Origin of the sequence: Acinetobacter sp. YH12021 (assembly GCF_013420145.1) — a bacterium.
GTDB lineage: Bacteria > Pseudomonadota > Gammaproteobacteria > Pseudomonadales > Moraxellaceae > Acinetobacter > Acinetobacter towneri.
Window position 1 is genome coordinate 110,665 of the sequence record NZ_VOYT01000004.1, and the last position, 19,331, is coordinate 129,995.

General features: G+C 40.0%; 19 protein-coding genes. 11 read left to right on the top strand and 8 right to left on the bottom strand.

From position 1 onward, the window contains the following. Positions 1–13 precede the first annotated feature (13 nt). Positions 14–691 (top strand): SOS response-associated peptidase family protein, encoded by a 678-nt coding sequence (locus FTT91_RS05655; protein WP_180169119.1) that lies wholly within the window; start codon positions 14–16, stop codon positions 689–691. A gap of 54 nt (positions 692–745) precedes the next feature. Here FTT91_RS05655 and FTT91_RS05660 read toward each other — a convergent pair whose 3' ends face one another. Next, positions 746–1,210, bottom strand: coding sequence for a MarR family winged helix-turn-helix transcriptional regulator (locus tag FTT91_RS05660; protein ID WP_004976754.1), 465 nt, complete (start codon positions 1,208–1,210; stop codon positions 746–748). A gap of 777 nt (positions 1,211–1,987) precedes the next feature. Here FTT91_RS05660 and FTT91_RS05665 point away from each other — a divergent pair. Beyond that, positions 1,988–3,511 (top strand): TerC family protein, encoded by a 1,524-nt coding sequence (locus FTT91_RS05665; RefSeq protein WP_004976753.1) that lies wholly within the window; start codon positions 1,988–1,990, stop codon positions 3,509–3,511. 267 nt (positions 3,512–3,778) lie between these two features. Here the strand turns inward: FTT91_RS05665 and FTT91_RS05670 are convergent, their stop codons facing one another. Beyond that, positions 3,779–4,639 carry an alpha/beta fold hydrolase gene (locus FTT91_RS05670; protein WP_180169120.1) on the bottom strand — a complete coding sequence of 287 codons (861 nt, stop codon included), beginning with the start codon at positions 4,637–4,639 and terminating at the stop codon, positions 3,779–3,781. Between the two features lie 140 nt (positions 4,640–4,779). Here FTT91_RS05670 and FTT91_RS05675 point away from each other — a divergent pair, with 140 nt between their 5' ends. Next, positions 4,780–5,232 (top strand): hypothetical protein, encoded by a 453-nt coding sequence (locus FTT91_RS05675; RefSeq protein WP_004976749.1) that lies wholly within the window; start codon positions 4,780–4,782, stop codon positions 5,230–5,232. A 173-nt stretch (positions 5,233–5,405) separates the two neighbouring features. Here FTT91_RS05675 and FTT91_RS05680 read toward each other — a convergent pair whose 3' ends face one another. Together FTT91_RS05680 and brnQ are read right to left on the bottom strand one after the other, a co-directional pair. Next, positions 5,406–5,642: a hypothetical protein gene (locus tag FTT91_RS05680; RefSeq protein WP_004976747.1), complete on the bottom strand. Its 237-nt coding sequence runs from the start codon at positions 5,640–5,642 to the stop codon at positions 5,406–5,408. Between the two features lie 572 nt (positions 5,643–6,214). Further along, entirely contained in the window at positions 6,215–7,507 is a 1,293-nt protein-coding gene (brnQ, locus tag FTT91_RS05685; RefSeq protein WP_154320787.1) for a branched-chain amino acid transport system II carrier protein, read from the bottom strand. A 350-nt stretch (positions 7,508–7,857) separates the two neighbouring features. Between brnQ and map the strand changes: the two genes are divergently transcribed. Beyond that, positions 7,858–8,652, top strand: coding sequence for a type I methionyl aminopeptidase (gene map, locus FTT91_RS05690; protein WP_179995686.1), 795 nt, complete (start codon positions 7,858–7,860; stop codon positions 8,650–8,652). 223 nt (positions 8,653–8,875) lie between these two features. Here map and FTT91_RS05695 read toward each other — a convergent pair whose 3' ends face one another. Both FTT91_RS05695 and FTT91_RS05700 read right to left on the bottom strand, forming a co-directional pair. Continuing rightward, entirely contained in the window at positions 8,876–9,775 is a 900-nt protein-coding gene (locus tag FTT91_RS05695; protein ID WP_178868185.1) for a LysR substrate-binding domain-containing protein, read from the bottom strand. 74 nt (positions 9,776–9,849) lie between these two features. Continuing rightward, complete coding sequence (locus FTT91_RS05700) at positions 9,850–10,278, bottom strand: guanosine-3',5'-bis(diphosphate) 3'-pyrophosphohydrolase (protein ID WP_180169121.1); 429 nt, start codon at positions 10,276–10,278, stop codon at positions 9,850–9,852. A 120-nt stretch (positions 10,279–10,398) separates the two neighbouring features. Between FTT91_RS05700 and FTT91_RS05705 the strand changes: the two genes are divergently transcribed. Beyond that, a complete protein-coding gene (locus FTT91_RS05705; RefSeq protein WP_180169122.1) occupies positions 10,399–10,728 on the top strand; it encodes a hypothetical protein in 330 nt (109 codons plus the stop codon). A 94-nt stretch (positions 10,729–10,822) separates the two neighbouring features. On the opposite strand, the gene glnG is transcribed toward FTT91_RS05705, so the two are convergent. Further along, positions 10,823–12,301 (bottom strand): nitrogen regulation protein NR(I), encoded by a 1,479-nt coding sequence (gene glnG / locus FTT91_RS05710; protein ID WP_180169123.1) that lies wholly within the window; start codon positions 12,299–12,301, stop codon positions 10,823–10,825. After that, complete coding sequence (gene glnL / locus FTT91_RS05715) at positions 12,288–13,397, bottom strand: nitrogen regulation protein NR(II) (RefSeq protein ID WP_004976718.1); 1,110 nt, start codon at positions 13,395–13,397, stop codon at positions 12,288–12,290. The genes glnG and glnL overlap by 14 nt, the downstream gene beginning before the upstream one ends. 350 nt (positions 13,398–13,747) lie before the next feature. On the opposite strand from glnL, the gene rimO reads away from it, so the two are divergent. The 6 genes from rimO (at position 13,748) to ispC (ending at position 19,328) form a co-directional block, all read left to right on the top strand. Further along, on the top strand, positions 13,748–15,091 hold the full coding sequence (gene rimO / locus FTT91_RS05720; protein ID WP_180169124.1) for a 30S ribosomal protein S12 methylthiotransferase RimO: 1,344 nt from the start codon (positions 13,748–13,750) through the stop codon (positions 15,089–15,091). A gap of 84 nt (positions 15,092–15,175) precedes the next feature. Continuing rightward, positions 15,176–15,904 (top strand): UMP kinase, encoded by a 729-nt coding sequence (gene pyrH, locus FTT91_RS05725; protein WP_180169125.1) that lies wholly within the window; start codon positions 15,176–15,178, stop codon positions 15,902–15,904. Between the two features lie 88 nt (positions 15,905–15,992). Beyond that, a complete protein-coding gene (gene frr / locus FTT91_RS05730; RefSeq protein WP_004976711.1) occupies positions 15,993–16,547 on the top strand; it encodes a ribosome recycling factor in 555 nt (184 codons plus the stop codon). 3 nt (positions 16,548–16,550) lie between these two features. Next, entirely contained in the window at positions 16,551–17,303 is a 753-nt protein-coding gene (uppS, locus tag FTT91_RS05735; protein ID WP_004976709.1) for a polyprenyl diphosphate synthase, read from the top strand. 3 nt (positions 17,304–17,306) lie between these two features. Continuing rightward, positions 17,307–18,131: a CDP-archaeol synthase gene (locus tag FTT91_RS05740; RefSeq protein WP_136143951.1), complete on the top strand. Its 825-nt coding sequence runs from the start codon at positions 17,307–17,309 to the stop codon at positions 18,129–18,131. Beyond that, positions 18,132–19,328 (top strand): 1-deoxy-D-xylulose-5-phosphate reductoisomerase, encoded by a 1,197-nt coding sequence (gene ispC, locus FTT91_RS05745; protein ID WP_180169126.1) that lies wholly within the window; start codon positions 18,132–18,134, stop codon positions 19,326–19,328. The last annotated feature ends 3 nt before the right edge of the window (positions 19,329–19,331 follow it).

A 19,331-nucleotide genomic window follows, 5' to 3' on the forward strand; every position in this document is an offset into this window, starting at 1 on the left:
ATCCAATTTGTATATGTGTGCCAATTTTAAACCAATAAGCATAGCGCAATTATCTGCATTAGGTCTGCCTGAAATTCCGTTTGAATATGCTGAAGAAGCGTATCCAAATTCGAGTGTGCCACTATTGTTTAAGTCTGAACAAGGTTTAGAGTGGCGCTCGGTGAATTTTGGCTTGATTCCCAAATGGGCGGAAGACGGAAGTATTGCGCAAAAAACCTATAATTGCCGTAACGAAACTTTATTAGAAAAACCAAGTTTTAGTGAAGCTGCTTATAAGTGTAAATTTGGCGCGATTGTTGTGTCAGAATTTTATGAATCCAAATATATAGACAGTAAACCGCAGCGTTGGGGTGTACGTCGTAAAGATGGACAGGTCTTTTTTATTGCAGCACTGTATGAAATTTGCCGTTTAAAGGATGGGCAAGGCACGGAAGAAATTGTCCGTTCTGCGAGTATGATTACCATGGACGCAATTGATCACGCGATGATGAAGGAATTTCATGAGCCTGGGCCAGTCAAACGTTCTGTTATTGTTATTCCACATGCACGTTTAGATGAATGGCTAAGTTTGAAAACACCGAACATACACAGCTTTGTGCAGGGCTTTCCTTTAGATGAGTTTGAGTGTTCACATGTACCAAAAGCAAAGATCGAAAAAGTAAGCCCCCAGCTCAATTTTTTCGATCTTTAAGTACATCTTGTGCTTATATAGGATAAGAACAGATGTGGAACAATAACGTGATGTTTAGCGTGCTAAATTATTAAAAATATGACGTAAACTTTCCATCATTTTTTCAATTTGTAGTGGAGTTAAACCATCAAATGACTGCTCTAAAACAACGCTAGTCAGATCATTAATTTTGTTGGTCATCTCATTACCTTTTTCAGTAAGCACGACACGAGTGATACGCGCATCATCATCACAAGAATAAGTTTCAACCAAACCTTCATCTTTTAAACGATAAACAATTTTAGTTGTAGTTGACATTTTTGACACCACCATGTCTGACAAATCAGACACACTCGCATGTGCTTTTGACCTTAATGCCAATAAAATACGACGGCGAGAATTATCTAAACCATACTTTTTAAGTGCCTGATCGACATTCTGTACATATTGAGCATGTACTTGTGTGACCCAATAATACGGAAATTGTTCAATATCATATTGGTCGGCGGATGGTAGAAATTTTGAATATTTCTTGGACATTGCATATTCCCTGCATTGTTTTAATTGTATTTTTGATATTTTACATTTTATGTGAAAACTCATGTGCTTAGCAAGATGCTTTCAGTGGCTAAAATTTGGTTGAAATCTGACGAAATATGATGAATCTCGATTTAGAAGCTGGCTTTGAAATGGCTATTTTTCCAAGCGCGTAGGCATTTGTTTAAGTTCAATCCATATTCATGTGTCATATCAATTAATCCTATAGAATTGTTTTAGTTTGGATTAGTAGTGAGTTATCTGGTTTTATAAGTTGAATTATCAATTTAACCATCAACTTAGGCTGCATTTTAGTTAAAAAAATACATTTGTACACTTGGCTTTTAGGTAAAAGTGCGGGTTATTGCGTTGAATTTTGCAAAAAAATTATAAGCTTTGGTCTAATCTTTTAACAATAGTTGTTTTTTATCAATATTTTAAGTTTAGATTAAAGTGTGGGTTGGCTTACAGTTGTAATCTATGACTAATGCGTCTAAAAATACATTACAATTCATTTGACATTTTTAATCCATTCTCACGGCTTTTGTTTGGCTGTCATCGCTCTAAAAAAATTAAGAATGTGAAAAATAAAGTAAAAACCATCTTATAGATCGTACTGTTTAGTTTTATTCAAAAAAATTAAAAATTTAATTACAAATGTTCAAGATTGTGCATAATTAAGCTATCTATTGCTAAAAAGGTTACTTTTATGGATCCGTCGCCGTGCGCAGGTCTACTTTATATTTCGATTTCTGCTAACTATCTCGGAGCTATGAACTAATGGAGTTTTTATTAGATCCGGGAATATGGGTTGGTTTAATTACACTTATTATTCTAGAAATCGTATTAGGTATTGATAACCTAGTCTTTATTGCAATTCTTGCAGAAAAATTACCCCCAGAACAGCGTGATAAAGCCCGTGTGATTGGCTTATCTTTAGCGTTGTTTATGCGTTTAGGATTGTTATTTGCAATCTCTTGGTTGGTTACTTTAACCGAACCGTTAATTACCTTATTTGAAAAAACCTTTTCAGGGCGTGACCTCATTCTCTTGGGTGGCGGTTTGTTCCTCGTCTATAAGGCGGTAGGAGAGTTGCATGAGAAGATGGAAGGCAAACCCGAAGTCAAAGTCACGACCAATGTGGTTTATGCAAGTTTTGCCGCAGTTGTAGCACAAATTGTTGTTCTAGATGCAGTTTTCTCTTTAGACTCAGTCATTACCGCAATTGGCATGGTCGACAACATCTATGTGATGATGGTTGCCATGGTGGTTGCAATGTTGGTGATGTTACTTGCATCTAAGCCATTAACTGCTTTTGTGAACCGTCATCCAACAGTGGTGATTTTGTGTTTAAGCTTCTTACTATTAATTGGTATCAGCTTGATTGCAGAAGGTTTTGGCTTCCATATCCCTAAAGGTTATATCTATTCGGGTATTGGTGTTGCGATTGCTATTGAAGCGTTTAACCAATTTGGTCAGCGCAATGTTGCAAAACATGAAGCAAAAATTCCGTTACGTCACCGTACTGCAGATTCAATTTTAAAATTGATGGGGGGGCGAGTTGAAACCAGTAGCCCTGATTTGCATAACGAAGCGCAAGAAGCGTTTGCAGATGAAGAACGCTACATGATTGGTGGTGTCTTGACCTTGGCAGAGCGTTCAGTCGCATCAATTATGACGCCACGTAGCCAAATTTCATGGGTCGATATTGAAGATTCACCTGAACAAATCCGCGAACAGATTCTATCTGTACCACACAGCTTATTCCCAGTGTGTCGTGGTAGTTTAGATAAAGTTATTAGTATTGTACGTGCCAAAGAGTTGTTGGATGTATTGGACGAAGAAGAAGAGCTTAAAGCTTTAATTAAACGTCAGCGTCCAATTTACATTTTTGAAAAAATGAAAGTGATTGATGCGATCAATACGTTACGTACCTCTAAAGGTTCTTTGGTTTTAGTCAGCGATGAGTTTGGTAATGTTCAAGGTTTGATTTCACCGCTTGATGTGTTTGAAGCGATTGCAGGTGAATTCCCTGATGCAGACGAACAGTTAGATTTGGTTAAAACCAATGAAAACGAATGGAAAGCAACAGGTATGCTGGATTTATACCAGCTTGAACTTGAACTGGGTATGATGGATCTGATTGAAGAAGATGCAGGCTACATTAGCGTTGCAGGTTTGATTTTAGATAAAACCCAAGGTGAAGTTCAGGTCGGCACGCAGTTGGATTATCAAGGTGTGCACTTTGAAGTGACAGAACTTGATGGTAACCGTATTAAAACTGTGATGATTCGCTTACGCTAATTACTAAGCTTTGAATTAAATCACTCAAAAAGCTCTACCGAAATGGTGGAGCTTTTTTATGGTGTAATAAAAAGATTGTGATGTTTCATCCTGAAAATGTGTATCAGCGATAAGTCTGGATTTTAAAAGCTGAACATGAAATGTGGCATGGAATAGAAAAAAAGAAACAACCAAACAGGATTACAAATTTGGTTGCTTAAACAAGGAAAAGAAAAAGCGAGAAACTAAAACAAATGTTTAATTTGTATGTGACTTCGCCACTAAAAATTAAACTGCCAATTGATTTTCAATCATATTCCATAAATTTCGATGTGACTTTTTAAACATCGCCATATGCCCAATGGCTTTATGCTGATAACGCTTTGGTTTAAGTTCAATCATATTAGTCGATGCATGGGGATAGAGACGGAGTAAATCTTTCACATTGGCTTCGGTGGCAATCTCATCATCCGAACTCCAAATAGCAGTAATCGGGCAACGAATTTCATCGTGATAATGCTGTGAAACTGTTTTGCCTATAGCATTGATGACATAGCCGGGTTTGCTACAAAATTGTGCCCATTGTTGGGCCACATTTTTAGGTAGGTTTTCGCCCATGCCAATTGCATTGGTTGGGCCATAACCATGTGTGATTCTGGCAAGTGGAAAAATAACTTTAAACATCACAGGGGCAAGTAGGCGAGTACGACCTTTTAAACCTTTTGTGTGGCCTGTAGAGCCTGAAACAGCTACGACTTTTGCCACTTTATGATATTCAGGATTAATCCCCAGTAATTGTCCGCCTGCGCTGTGTCCCAATAAAACCACTTGTTCAGCTTGCGTTTTTTGCAGCAAAGTATTTACTGCTGCAGGAATATCTAACTGCCCCCAATCAACAATACTGGCTTCACATTGTTTCAATGGTTCGTGTAACGAATCACCAATACCACGAAAATCAAAACACAGCACAGCATAGCCTTGTTCATTTAGCCATGTGGCAAAAGCGTGATAAAAATTCTTGGTAATGCCTGTCGCGGGACAAATCAAGACGGGTAGACGCTGTGCTTGTGTATATTGATTTGGATAATAACGGGCAGCGAGGGCATAACCATCTGTACATATAATATTTAAGCTTTCAAATGTGCTCATAATGTTTTAAGGATGATGAGAATAAAGTTACTTTACACGAGTTCCAAAAAGAAACTTGTGTTTATTCTGACTCTAAAGTCAAGCTTAGTAGTCTGCGAGTGTAGTTAAATAGCCACACGAAAAATAAAAGAGTGTTAAACATGGAAAGTTTATCTTTGGCAGTGCGCCTTGCGATTATTTTCAGTGGAATATTTTTGTGGGTGGGGATGCTTACAGGCGTGTGGAAATATTGGCAAATTCGTGCTTCTGCCCAAGCGCGTGCTCATTATTATGTGGATATCGCACATCGCAGTAGTTTGTTATATGCACCTGCAAGTTTAATTTTAGCGGTCTTGGCTTATTTTTGTATTTGGGATGCCACTGTAATTTTAATTTGTGTGATTCTAAATTTAGTATTTTTTAGCTTTTCTATTCTGAGTTATATCTTGCATGGATTGCTTAAAGATACCACTAATCAATTTAAACAACCGCATCAAATTGCAGCATGGACATTGCCAAGTTGGTGCATGAGTTTGGCGATGCTGTTATTGATTGTGGCTGAATTGGGTGGGACTAGTGTGTTATTGCTTGGCGCAATCTATGGATTGTTGTAATTCTAATTGCTCAGTTTAATTTTTTCTTGGTAGCCCGTAGAAGATTTTGAGATTTTTGCTATAGATCAGGAATGATGATTAGAATCTACTTTTTGAGTTTGGCGGCAGAGGAGTGATCCATCTGCCGCAAAGTGAAAGCGAAAAAGCTAAAATGAGTGGGTGCTAGGGTAAGATTAATGAACTTCTACGTTTTTATGTTCACGAAACTTTTGGTCAATGGATGTCCAAATCGCAAAGGCTATACATACCAATAAGGCATATAAAAAATAGGTTGGTTTCAAGTTGCCTTGAATTGAGCCTTGGAGCAATAGGGTCAGCATCAGTGCAAAAGTGGTGCTTAAAAAAGTAACTAGATTTTGGTTAGCCTTCAGAGCGTTAATGAAGACTTGCGTATTGAAATGTGAAAACATCTCCATCCCTCCTTGTTATAAATCACTAAAATCAGAGCATTTTAGTCAGATTGGTTTTATTGTTCTACCTTGTTTAGCAAACTATTTCAAGCCCTTATAGTCATATTTTGATAAAAAACATCATTTTCATATGAAATACTACTATTTGTTATCATTTATTTACAAAATAATAAAAAGTAGTGTGTTTTTTAAGCCATTTAAATACGATTTCAATCGTACTTGCATATTTTATGCCAGCTAATTTTGAGGGCGACTATACGACTTTAGCGTTAATTTGAGCTCTGCTTAAAATGGGTGAATGATTTATTTTGTTTTAGTTTTTTATTGAAAATATTTTAATTTCATTTGTTTATTTATACCAAATAATTATTTGGGTTGCTATTATCATGACTGATAAATTGCCTTAAAAAGAGGCAGTTTTAGCACAAGAAACAATAAGTGCGGGTTTGGGTAAAACCTGACAATTATTGTCTAACTTAAATTCGTATTTGGATAAAACACGACTTTAATACAATACAGCTCGAAAATAGAGCATGACTTGAAAAAATAGCCGAGCTCGAAGTCCGTACTGGCTATTTTTTCATTCGATCATGAATTGTAGCGAATACAAAAATCAGTAATGCAGGAATCAACCAAGCGAGGTTTTGTTCACTCAGGGGAAAATTGGTCAGTGTGGTTGGCAAGAATCTAGCTAAGTCTGCGGCCTTCATTGCATCAATGATGCCAAAGAGCAATGCAACTGCGGCAGTAGGTGCAATCACGCGGGTTGGAATACGGAATAATCCCCAGAAAAAGCTGAGTAGAATGACCACAATTGCAGGTGGATAAATCGCGCTTAAAATAGGCACTGAAACTGCAATGAGTTTGGTGAGTCCAAGATTGGAAATAACAAAGGCAAAGCCCACTAAAATAAATACCCAACGGCGATAATGAATTTTAGTAATTTGCTCAAAATATCCAGCACATGCGCATGTCAGTCCAATTGCCGTAACCATGCAGGCAATAAAAATCATTGCAGCTAAAAATACCGAGCCAAATCCGCCAAAAGCATGTTGCACATAGGCATGTAAAATGACTGCACCATTACTGGCATTGGCGGCAACATCGTGACTGCCCATCCCCAGTTTAAATAGGCTTAGATAAACTAAAGTTAAACCGATCCCTGAAATTAAACTTGCCCATACCGCATAGCGGGTGATGAGTTTTTTATCAGTTACGCCACGTGAACGAATCGCATTAATAATCACAATCCCGAATACCAATGCACCTAAGGTATCCATAGTGAGATAACCGTTAATAAAGCCTTCAGATACAGGACTGTTCACATAATTGTGAATGGCAGGTGAAATTGTACCTGTCGGAATAATAAATGCAGTGATGCCTAAAATTAATAATGACAGAATTTTAAGCGGGGAAAGTACATAGCCCACTGTATCTAAAATTTTGTGTGGATACAGTGAAACTAACATCACCAAGGCAAAATAGATGGCGCTATAAATGAATAAGGTACTCGCGGAATCGCCAAAATAGGCAGAGAAACCAATTTCATAAGATACGGTAGCGGTACGTGGTGTGGCGAAAAGCGGGCCAACCGCTAAATAACAGACGACTGTTAAAATTAAGCTCGCGATTTTGCCTAAAGGCGAACTTAAAATTTGTATAGAACCTTCGACACGTGACAACGCCATAATGGTAATCACGGGTAAGCCAACTGCGGTAATGAGAAAACCGAGCGCAGCAAGCCAGACGTGTTCGCCCGCTTGCTGTGCCACGATAGGTGGGAAAATAATATTACCTGCACCAATAAACAGCGCAAAGGTCATAAAACCCAAGGCAATAATATCCCGTGTGCGTAAATTCGTCATGGGAGAGAAATAAGATGTAAACAAAAGAAAGCGATTTTAGTAGATCGAGCTATGATTTTCTAATTTATTTTATAGGTCATATGAATATTTTTTATGATATGTGTTTGTAGGCTATTTTAATCTTCACTATAAAAATTAAATAACTTACTGTTTATCTGATGTATTTTTGAAAAATGCTGATCCCACATAGTATAGATGGCTTATCTAGTATAAGTTTTGGTTGCTATTTTAAATGCGCAGTTCTTAAACAAAACTGTTGGTCGCATGACGATGGATACTTGTTTGGCAGCTTGAGCTGATTTTACAAGCCGAAAGGGCTATAATCTCAGGCTTCAGGTCAGGAGTTCATCATGCGCGCCCTTAAAGTCAGCATTAAATCAGAGCAAGATATTGAGAAATTACGCATTTCGGGGCGTTTGGCTGCTCAGGTGTTGCAGATGATTGGCGAGCATGTCAAACCCGGAGTCACGACAGAATACTTAGATGATTTGTGTCACGATTATATTGTAAATACCTTAAAAGTCATTCCTGCCAATGTGGGCTATCACGGTTATACCAAAACCACCTGTATTTCACCCAATGAAGTGGTCTGTCATGGTATTCCATCATCCAAAACCATTTTAAAAGATGGCGACATTATTAATATTGATGTGGCAGTGATTAAAGATGGTTTTTATGGTGATACCAGTCGTATGTACTATGTGGGTCAGGTGAAACCAGAAGCGAAAAAACTGGTCGATACCACTTATGAGGCGATGCGCGCAGGGATTCATGCGGTGAAACCGGGCGCGACTTTGGGCGATATTGGCTATGCCATTCAAAGTGTGGCGCATCGTGAAGGGTTTAGCATTGTGCGTGAATATTGCGGACATGGTATTGGGCAGGTGTATCACGAACAACCAAGTGTGCTGCATTATGGTCAGCCTGGACAAGGCTTGGTGGTTAAAAAAGGCATGGTATTTACCATTGAGCCAATGGTGAATGCGGGCAAAGCGCGTGTGAAAGAACTGAAAGATGGCTGGACGGTGGTGACGACAGATAAATCACTTTCTGCACAATGGGAACACATGGTTGCTGTGACTGATACAGGCTTTGAAGTGTTATCGCCGTGGCCAGAAGGTACGGGGAGTTATCCTGAAATTTAATGCACGAATGCTTTCAGGTTAAGACTGATAGATAAAACATCTTAGACTTTAGTTTTAAACTATTTGTTAAAAAATGAACAATCGCTATAATTGAAGTCAAAGATACTTGCTGTAGTTTCTTTGTTTTAGCTTTCTTATTTTAGATTGTAGTTTTCAAAGCTTATCTGTCTTAGATAAGCTTTTTTTTTGCTGTTTCGTATCTGAAATCAAAAGATCCTATGTGCTAACGAATGGTTAGCTTTTCGACCAAATAGTCGATAAATACACGTACAGCAGGTAATAAACCACGGCGTGATGGATAGACGGCATGGAAAATACCATGCGGTGCGTGCCAGTCGGGTAAAACACGAATCAATTCACCCGATGCAACATAATCTTCAACAATCGTGTCAGGCAACAACACAATGCCACAATTTTGTCGTGCCAATTGCGCTAGCATCATTAAATCTGAACCCATGACTGTAGGGTTGACCTTAATTTTTTTCGGTTGCTGTTGTTGATCATGCACAACCATGTATTGATCTAAATGCTCATCCGACATGCTTAAAATTTTATGATGACTTAAATCTTCAGGTTTTTTCAAATCGCCAAATTCATTCAAATAAGCCTGACTGGCAAATAGATGTTGTTCGATGTTGCTGAATTTGCGAATCACCAAACTTGGATCATCATCTAAATTTGAGCGGACACGCAGGGCAATGTCGATCCCTTCGTTGACGATATCGACACGACGGTTGCTGACAATTAGCTGTACTTTAATTTCAGGGTAGGCTTTCAAAAACTCAGGCAAGATTTTGGCAATTTCATTTTGTGCAATTGAAACAGGTAAGCTGACTTTAATTACACCACGCGGTTGAATACTTAGGTGATCGACCAAGTCGTGCGCGGCTTGGGCAGCATTCATCATTACTTGCGCATGCCGATACACATTCATACCAATTTCTGTGACCGCAAAATGACGTGAGCTGCGCTGAATTAAACGCACACCTAAGCGTTCTTCTAGGTTGTGTACGCGTCGGCTAAGTTTGGATTTTGGAATATCGGTGGCGCGTTCTGCTGCACTAAATCCACCATGTTCGACCACTTGGGCAAAACAATAAAAATCATCCAAATCTGTAAGCATGACTAAATTCCATTTATGCAACAATACTTAAATTAAAGTGGCATCGTTGCATGTTGTCAATCTTTAATTGTGCTTTATTGCTGTGCTTTTTGCAGAATCTCTAAAACTTGTCGGTATTCTTCTAAACGGGCTAAATCACGTGCTGTAGGATTGGGAATCCGCGTTAAATTCATGTTGTCTTGCACATCTGCAATTTTTACAGCACAGGCAAGCGGGTTTTGTGCAGTACGCATAGCCGCTTGAACACGAGTTTCATGCGGCAGTTTGGTGAGCGCCTGAATTGCTTGAATAATATGCGTTTGAAATCCTAAATTTTGCAGGTCTTGTGCTGTGGTGTGGGTATCTTCAAGAATGTCGTGCAGTACAGCGACAATTTGCTGATCGGGCTGTTGTAATTGCAACATTACACGTAAGGGATGCAAAATATAAGGCTGACTGCCTTTATCTAGCTGCCCTGTATGTTGTTGTACTGCAAGTGTAATTGCATTTTCTAGAGTTGCCATAAGTATAATTAAAAAAATTTCTATAATTATAAGCCGTGCTTAGCGCAAAATATAGAAATTGCTTGTTATGATGCAAACAGATTTTATGTTTATCTATTTTACTATTGGTGATGCTGCTCTATGCCATATCAACTCATTGAACTGATTACGCCTGCGACTGAAAATTTGCTTTGCCCACATTGCCAACATGCTGTTATTGATTGGGCAGAAGAACAATATATTCAGCCTTGCGAGCATACTTTGTTTGTCGCAATGGATTTGGGTTTTGAATATGCCTCAGATGTATTTGAACAAAGCATGCCACGCAGTGTCGATGAAATTCATGCACATGATGATCAGTTGGATATGTGGCAAGAACTGACTTCAAGTCGTTATCCGCAATATTTGATTTATAAAACGGATTTAGGCGTGCAAGGTTTATCTCGCTATGTTGGATTTACCGCGGCTTAATTGCACTTAACTTAGAGAGTCTAAGATATAAAAATAGGGAAATTCAAAAGCTGAATTTCCCTATATTTTGATGGATTAGATATTTTTTCTGCGTTTAGCTCTCCATATCTTCTTCTATTTCGTCATCGGCACTGTCCATTCCTAATTCTTTGAGTCTTCGCGTCAAAGTATTACGTCCCCAACCCAATAATTCAGCGGCATGACGTTTACGTCCACGGGTTTGTTGCAGTGCAGCATTAATTAAGGTGCGTTCAAACATTGGAATGGCGATATCCAGAAGTTTCATCTCGCCATTTTTTAACTTTTGTACTGCCCATTGCCCAAGTAATTCATCCCAATGCTGCATAGATACCCGATCTGCCACATGAAGCGCAGAATGTTCGGCTAATTTTTCAATTGGAATTTGCTTGAGTTCGGTTGGTAAATCTTCAGGATAGACCTCACGTCCTGTAATCATCACGGTAAGCCAGCGACAAGTGTTTTCCAATTGGCGCACGTTACCTTGCCACGGCAATTGCTGCATATATTCGACTGTTTCAGGACGCAATATTTTTGGACTCACGCCTAATTCTTTGCCTGCACGTGCCAAAAAGTGCTGTGCCAACATTGGAATATCTTCACTGCGATGCGCCAGTTTAGGAATATGAATCCGAATGACGTTCAGGCGATGATATAAGTCTTCACGGAAGCGTCCATCTTGTACCAGTTTTTCCAAATCCTGATGTGTTGCTGCGACAATCCGTACATCCACTTTGACAGGAATATGTCCACCAACCCGATAAAATTCACCATCTGCCAAGACGCGCAATAAGCGGGTTTGGGTTTCAAAAGGCATATCACCAATTTCATCTAAAAACAAGGTGCCGCCGTTGGCTTGTTCAAAGCGTCCCTGACGTTGTGTATTGGCACCTGTAAATGCACCTTTTTCATGTCCAAAAAGTTCGGTTTCAATCAAATCTTTCGGAATGGCTGCCATATTCAGCGCAATAAATGGTTTGCTGCTACGCGGTGAGTGGCGATGCAGTGCATGCGCCACCAACTCTTTGCCTGTACCTGATTCACCATTAATGAGCACAGTAATGTGTGATTGCGATAAACGACCAATCGCACGAAACACTTCCTGCATGGCAGGCGATTCACCAATAATTTCTGTCGATTGAATTGGCTGCACTGTCGATTTTGCAGATTCTTGCTGTTGTAGTTTGGTGATATGCAAAATTGCACGATTGACTAAAGCAAGTGCTTCATCAATATCAAAAGGCTTGGGTAGGTATTCAAATGCACCTGTTTGATAGCTAGATACTGCCGATTCTAAATCGGAGTGCGCAGTCATAATAATCACAGGCAAGTCGGGATAACTGACTTTGACTTTGCCAAGAAAAGTTAAACCATCAATTCCAGGCATGCGAATGTCGGTCAAAATTACATCGGGTGCATCTTGGTTTAACTCATCTAGTGCAGACTGTGCTTCTTCAAAACTGGTGACTTCAAAACCTTCTTCTCTAAAAGTTTTTTCCAGTACCCAGCGCATTGCACGGTCATCATCAATCACCCAAATTTTATTTCGCGACATGACTCGCCTCCCAAGGTAAATATAAGCTAAATATTGTTTTTCCTGGAATGGATTGGCATTCAATCATTCCGTTATGTTGATGCATAATATTTTGTGCGATGCTCAAACCAAGTCCTGTACCGTTTGCGCGTCCAGTCACCAATGGATAAAACACGGATTCTAAAATGTCTTCAGGTACGCCTGGGCCGTTATCTTCAATATCAACACGTACGGTAGAACGATTCAGCACACCATTAATGGTAACCAAGCGTTGAATACGAGTTCTTAAAATCAATTCAGGTCGATGCTCGGTAAAGAAATCGGGATGTTCGGTCATGGCTTGTACTGCATTGGCGCAAATATTCAGCATGACTTGAATCAATTGATCGCGGTCTGCCATGACTTCAGGTAAAGAAAGGTCATAATCACGGATAATATTTATTTTGTTTTTAGTTTGATTGACGATCAGGCTGCGCACCCGTTCTAAAGGTTCGTGAATATTGACCAGTTCATAGCTTGGTAGTTGGCGTGAGCCGAGCATGGTATCGGCCAAGTTTCTTAAACGATCTACCTCGCTAATAATAATGTCGGTAAATTCATCATATTTCGGGTCATTTAAACTTCGTGCTAACAGTTGTGTCGCACCACGAATTCCTGCAAGCGGGTTTTTAATTTCATGTGCCACACCACGAATCAGCTGACGTGCGACTTGATGCTGTTGAATAAAGTTTTCTTCTTTGGAAATTTTGAGCATCCGATCAATCGGATTCAATTCAATCAGCAAAAGAGGATGATAAGGCTTGCCTGCATTTAACTGTGATGCAGTGTAATCGACATGAATATCTTTAAAATTGACATTAATGGTCGCTTCACGGCGGGTGTAGGGTTGACCAGTTTTGATGGTATTCAGGAAAGCCTCTTGCGTATTGAACTCATCATCAGGCATGTGCAGCAAATTTAAAACGGGTTGCCCCGAAGCGCGAATTAAACTGATATCAAACAATGCTTCACAAGACGAGTTTAAATAAAAAATATTCAGGTCACGATCAACCAGTAAAATTGCGGTGCTGAGGTTATCCACCAAAAGACGATAGTCAATGCTCTGGGTCTGATCCATTCGTGAATGCTTCCTGTATGAAATATTGTGCAAGGGCATTGTCATGTGTCAGCCATGTTCCAAATTTGGATCGAATTGAGGCGAATTAAGCAAAATGCACGCCAACTTTTCGTTTTTAGTGCATTTATCACTGAAGAATCGGAAAAATGCGCAGGAACTGGACTGAATTTTCAAGATATAACGGATAGCAGAAACACTGTAAATAAAAAATGCATTAAAATGGTGCAATATTTAAATCATTCAGCCTGAATGGTTGTATTTTGGTGCATTATGCAAAGAGTCGGCTATTTCTCTATTTTTATGCAAAGAAAAGTCATACAATACGCGCATTCTAGTGGAGTGCAGATTCTATGAAATCCCCCAAAGTCGGTTTTGTTTCTTTAGGTTGTCCTAAGGCATTGGTAGATTCCGAACGAATTTTAACTCAGTTAAAAACTGAAGGTTATGATGTCGCATCTGATTATGAAGGTGCTGACTTAGTTGTTGTCAATACATGTGGTTTTATTGAATCTGCAGTACAAGAGTCCTTAGACGCGATTGGCGAAGCCATGAATGCCAATGGTCGTGTCATTGTGACAGGTTGCTTGGGTAAAGATGAAGATAAAATTCGTCAAATGCATCCCAACGTATTAAAAGTGACTGGCGCAGCTGCTTATCAGGACGTGATGGAAGCGGTGCATCAATATGTTCCTGAGCCACCAAAACATAATCCATTTATTGATTTGGTACCTGAACAAGGCATTCGTTTGACGCCTAAACATTATGCCTATCTTAAAATTTCAGAAGGCTGTAACCATCGCTGTACTTTCTGCATCATTCCAAGCATGCGTGGCGATTTAGTTTCGCGTCCTGTGGGTTCGGTATTAGAAGAAGCTGCGGCACTGAAACGTGCAGGCGTAAAAGAAGTATTGGTAATTTCTCAAGATACTTCTGCCTACGGCGTAGATACCAAATACAAATTGGACTTTTGGAACGGTCAGCCTGTTAAAACCCAATTCTATGATATGTGTGAAGCCTTAGGGCAATTGGGTATTTGGGTGCGTTTGCACTATGTCTATCCATATCCGCATGTGGATGCTGTAATTGATTTAATGGCACAAGGCAAAATTTTACCTTATTTGGATATTCCATTCCAACATGCCAGCCCGAAAGTATTAAAGTTGATGAAGCGACCTGCGCACAGCGAAAACACGTTGGAGCGTTTAAAACTTTGGCGTGAAAAATGCCCTGAGTTGGTGATTCGTTCAACCTTTGTGGTGGGTTTTCCAGGCGAAACAGAAGAAGATTTCCAAATTTTGCTCGACTGGCTAAAAGAAGCGCAATTAGACCGTGTTGGTTGCTTTACTTATTCACCTGTTGAAGGTGCGGCAGCAAACGACTTGCCAGATCATGTGCCAGAAGAAATCAAGCAAGAACGCTATGAGCGTTTTATGCAGGTTCAGCAAGAAATTTCAGCAGCTAAACTGCAAAAACGTATTGGTCAAACCATGACCGTGTTGGTAGATGATTTGGAAGAAGAGTTTCCAGTCGCAGTGGCACGTTCTTATGCAGATGCACCAGAAATTGATGGCAACGTCTTTGTAGAAGATATTGACAAGAGCGTGATTAAAGCAGGTGATTTACTTGAAGTTGAAATTACCGATGCCGATGAATACGACTTATTTGCCAAGCTGATTCAGGTCAAATCTGCATAATAATTTGCAGATTTGGCTTGCAAGCTGTAAGCCATAAAAATTGTAAAAAATTAAAGTTTAGAATTTAGAATTGGAGTAATGACAATGTTAGATTCAAAAAAGCCACGTTATGCACGTATCTTGTTGAAACTATCGGGTGAGGCACTTGCGGGTAATAAAGACATGGGGATTGATGCGCAAGTGCTCGATCAAATGTCTTTGGCAATTGCACACTTGGTCGGTTTAGGTGTGCAAGTGGGTATTGTTGTCGGTGGTGGTAACTTATACCGTGGCAGCCAATTACAAAAAGATGGCTTAGTTGGCCGTGTAACAGGCGACCAAATGGGTATGTTGGCAACGGTGATGAACGGTTTAGCCATGCGTGATGCCTTGGTACGCCGTAACATCAAAACCCGTTTAATGTCTGCATTGCCTATTGGTACAGTGGTTGAGTCTTACTCAAGCCGTGATGCGATTCGTCACCTGACTCAAGGTGAAGTGTGTGTGTTCGTTGCGGGTACAGGCAATCCATTCTTTACCACAGATACAGCAGCATGTTTACGTGGTATCGAAATCGAAGCTAACTTGATCTTAAAAGCGACCAAAGTAGATGGCGTATATAACAAAGATCCAAGCAAATACGAAGATGCGGTGAAATATGACACACTTAGCTTTGACCAGGTGTTGGATGAAAAATTAGGTGTTATGGATTTAACTGCAATCTGCTTATGCCGCGATCACAATGTGCCGTTGCAAGTTTTTGATATGAATAAAGCAGGTGCATTGCTTTCTGTAGTGATGGGCGAAAAAGAAGGAACTCACGTTACGAACTAATGTACGTGAGCCACAAAGCTCTTTATACTACGGTTTAATTTAACCCTATATTTTGACTCAAATTTTAGAATACAGTAAGGAAGATCTTATGATTAACGATCTTAAAAAAGACAGCGAAGAACGTATGAGCAAGACTTTAGAGTCTTTAGAACATGGTTTTGCCAAAGTACGTACAGGTCGTGCACATCCATCAATTTTAAATGGTGTGATGGTTTCTTACTACGGTTCCGATGTGCCACTTAACCAAGTAGCCAACATTGGTGTAGAAGATTCACGTACCTTATTGGTTCAGCCATTTGAGCGTTCAATGGTGTCTGCAATTGATAAAGCAATTCGTGAGTCAGATTTGGGTCTAAACCCAATCACAGCCGATGCAATTCGTGTACCGCTTGCAGCATTGACTGAAGAAACTCGTCGTGACATGCAAAAAGTTGCGCGTTCTGAAGCAGAAAATGCCAAAGTTGCTATTCGTAACATCCGCCGTGATGTATTGGGCGACATCAAAGCATTATTGAAAGAAAAAGAAATTTCTGAAGATGATGAGCGCCGTGCAGCAGATGACATCCAAAAAATCACAGACAAATACGTTGCAGAAGTAGACAAGCGTCTTGCTGCAAAAGAAGCTGAGTTGATGAAGGTCTAATCAATGACCACATCGGAAGACAGCGCGTCTTTGCCAAAACATGTTGCCATCATTATGGATGGCAACAATCGTTTTGCAAAAAAAAATCAAATGCAAAAAGGGGAAGGACATCGCTCTGGTAAAGATGTACTTGACCCGATTGTTGAACATTGTAGAAAAAAACACATTCAAGCTTTAACCGTTTTTGCTTTTTCGAGTGAAAACTGGAATCGTCCGCAGTTTGAAGTGGATTTACTCATGCAATTGCTGGAAACCACAATTCATGAGCAATTACCACGCATGGAAAAATTCAATATTGCCTTACGTTTTATTGGTGACCGTTCACGTTTGTCGCCGCATTTGCGTGAGTTAATGTTGCATGCCGAACAAAGGACTGCTAATTTCAACAGCATGACACTCACAATAGCCATTAGTTATGGTGGTATGTGGGATATGGCACAAGCTGCAAAACAAATTGCAGCAGATGTTGTGGCGCATAAAATTGATATTGAACAAATAGATACACAACTTTTTGGTCAATATGTCAGTCTGGCAGACCTACCACCTGTCGATCTGTTGATTCGTACAGGTGGCGATTTTAGATTGTCCAACTTTTTACTTTGGCAAGCTGCGTATGCTGAATTGTATTTTACCCAAACCTTGTGGCCTGAATTTAGCATAGAAGAATTTGACGATGCACTGGCAGTATTTGGTGGTCGCGAACGTCGTTTTGGTAAAACTTCTGAGCAAATTCAACAAGAGAAAATTGAGAATTAATACATGTTAGAGCGGATTATTACCGCATTGGTATTGGTTGCTGTGGTGTTGAGTTGTATGTTTGCAACTCAGTCGCACTATCCAATGTTTATGCTGATGATTGTTGCAGCAGGGGTTGCGGGCTATGAGTGGTTCAAACTCATGCCAAGAAAAACTAAATATGTCCTCAAACCTGTGGCTTGGGGCTTTGGTGTATTGACTGCCGCTTTGGCAGCAATGGCACTTTATTTTAGTGATATTGCCTTGTTACTTTGGGCAGCTTCTATTTTGACATGGTTACTCAGTATTTATTGGGTCAAGTCTTATCCAGAATACGATGCATGGTATAACCCAAGCTTAAGTTTTATTGGTTTTATTCTAATTTCTGCTGCGGTCACTGCAATTTTTTCCGTATGGAATAGTTCGCCGTGGTGGTTAATGTACTTGTTCTTGTTGGTTTGGGGTGCAGACTCAGGTGCTTATTTTGTTGGGCGTAAACTGGGCAAGAAAAAACTTGCACCGAATGTCAGTCCAAACAAATCAGTAGAAGGCTTATATGGCGGTGTTTTTACTGCCATGCTAATTGTGATTGTTGTTGAAGTGGTGTATTTAGACCTGACTTTGGCACAACATATTTTATTCCTGATTCTTTCGGTGATTACGGTATTTAGCTCGGTATTGGGCGATTTGTTTGAATCCATGATCAAACGCCGTGCAGGTATTAAAGACTCTGGGCGCGTTTTGCCAGGTCATGGTGGTGTGCTAGATCGGATTGATTCTTTGCTTGCAGCAGCTCCAATTTTTGCTGCGGGTATGTATGTTTTAAAACTTATTGGCGTAGATTTATAAATGTCACAAGCTGTTTGTATCTTGGGTGTGACAGGTTCAATTGGACAAAGCACCCTAAAAGTACTGCAACAACATCCAGAGCAGTATTCAGTTTTTGCCGTGACGGCGCACAGCCGAATTCAAGAACTGGTTCAAATATGCAAACAGTACCATCCTAAAATTGTGGTTGTACCTGCGTCAAAAGTTGATGAATTGCAGCAGTTACTTGCACAGCAACACATTTCAGGGATTGAAATTTTAAGCGATGAGGCGGGTTTAATCGCAGTTGCCGAACATCCTGAAGTGGATGTGGTGATGGCAGCCATTGTCGGTGCGGCAGGTTTATTGCCTACACTGGCTGCGGTTAAAGCGGGTAAGCGCGTGTTATTGGCCAATAAAGAAGCCTTGGTGATGTCGGGCGACATCATGATGCAGGCGGCACGTGAACATGGTGCTTTGTTATTGCCTGTAGATTCTGAACATAACGCGATTTTTCAATGTTTGCCTGAACATTATTTACAAACCGAAAGAAATGGACAACCTAAGTTAGGCGTATCACAAATTTTACTGACTGCTTCGGGCGGTCCATTTTTAAATCATAGCCTAGAAGAACTGCAACACGTTACCCCTGCTCAAGCGTGCAAACATCCAAATTGGTCTATGGGACAAAAAATTTCGGTAGATTCTGCAACCTTGATGAACAAAGGTTTGGAATTAATCGAAGCGTGTCATCTTTTTGCAATTTCAGAACACTTTGTTACAGTGGTGGTGCATCCACAGAGTATTATTCATTCCATGGTTCAATATGTGGATGGTTCAACTTTGGCGCAAATGGGTAATCCTGATATGTGTACGCCAATTGCGCATGCTTTGGCGTGGCCGCAGCGTATCCAAACGCATGTTCCGCCTTTAGATTTGTTTGTCAATCATCAGCTTGATTTTCAAGCACCCGATACCACACGTTTTCCTGCGTTAAGTCTGGCACGTCAAGCCATGCAAGAAGGTGGTCTGGCGCCTGCTATTTTAAATGCAGCAAATGAAATTGCAGTTGCAGCATTCTTGCAGCAAAAAATTCGTTTTACTGAAATTGCGACAGTGGTTGAGCATACCTTGAACCAAATACAAAATTCAGCCGCAGAAAGCATTGAACTGATTTTGCAGGCAGACCAAAATGCTCGTGCTATTGCACAGTATTTTGTGTTGAATAAAGGAAGCTAAAGC

Bases quoted from the DNA above. Each gene is read 5' to 3' on its own strand.
- glnG (WP_180169123.1), bottom strand. From the start codon at position 12,301: ATGTCGCGAAATAAAATTTGGGTGATTGATGATGACCGTGCAATGCGC.
- FTT91_RS05705 (WP_180169122.1), top strand. From the start codon at position 10,399: ATGCCATATCAACTCATTGAACTGATTACGCCTGCGACTGAAAATTTG.
- ispC (WP_180169126.1), top strand. From the start codon at position 18,132: ATGTCACAAGCTGTTTGTATCTTGGGTGTGACAGGTTCAATTGGACAA.
- FTT91_RS05670 (WP_180169120.1), bottom strand. From the start codon at position 4,639: ATGAGCACATTTGAAAGCTTAAATATTATATGTACAGATGGTTATGCC.
- FTT91_RS05680 (WP_004976747.1), bottom strand. From the start codon at position 5,642: ATGTTTTCACATTTCAATACGCAAGTCTTCATTAACGCTCTGAAGGCT.
- pyrH (WP_180169125.1), top strand. From the start codon at position 15,176: ATGTTAGATTCAAAAAAGCCACGTTATGCACGTATCTTGTTGAAACTA.
- FTT91_RS05675 (WP_004976749.1), top strand. From the start codon at position 4,780: ATGGAAAGTTTATCTTTGGCAGTGCGCCTTGCGATTATTTTCAGTGGA.
- brnQ (WP_154320787.1), bottom strand. From the start codon at position 7,507: ATGACGAATTTACGCACACGGGATATTATTGCCTTGGGTTTTATGACC.
- uppS (WP_004976709.1), top strand. From the start codon at position 16,551: ATGACCACATCGGAAGACAGCGCGTCTTTGCCAAAACATGTTGCCATC.
- frr (WP_004976711.1), top strand. From the start codon at position 15,993: ATGATTAACGATCTTAAAAAAGACAGCGAAGAACGTATGAGCAAGACT.
- glnL (WP_004976718.1), bottom strand. From the start codon at position 13,397: ATGGATCAGACCCAGAGCATTGACTATCGTCTTTTGGTGGATAACCTC.
- FTT91_RS05700 (WP_180169121.1), bottom strand. From the start codon at position 10,278: ATGGCAACTCTAGAAAATGCAATTACACTTGCAGTACAACAACATACA.
- rimO (WP_180169124.1), top strand. From the start codon at position 13,748: ATGAAATCCCCCAAAGTCGGTTTTGTTTCTTTAGGTTGTCCTAAGGCA.
- FTT91_RS05655 (WP_180169119.1), top strand. From the start codon at position 14: ATGTGTGCCAATTTTAAACCAATAAGCATAGCGCAATTATCTGCATTA.
- map (WP_179995686.1), top strand. From the start codon at position 7,858: ATGCGCGCCCTTAAAGTCAGCATTAAATCAGAGCAAGATATTGAGAAA.
- FTT91_RS05695 (WP_178868185.1), bottom strand. From the start codon at position 9,775: ATGCTTACAGATTTGGATGATTTTTATTGTTTTGCCCAAGTGGTCGAA.
- FTT91_RS05660 (WP_004976754.1), bottom strand. From the start codon at position 1,210: ATGTCCAAGAAATATTCAAAATTTCTACCATCCGCCGACCAATATGAT.
- FTT91_RS05665 (WP_004976753.1), top strand. From the start codon at position 1,988: ATGGAGTTTTTATTAGATCCGGGAATATGGGTTGGTTTAATTACACTT.
- FTT91_RS05740 (WP_136143951.1), top strand. From the start codon at position 17,307: ATGTTAGAGCGGATTATTACCGCATTGGTATTGGTTGCTGTGGTGTTG.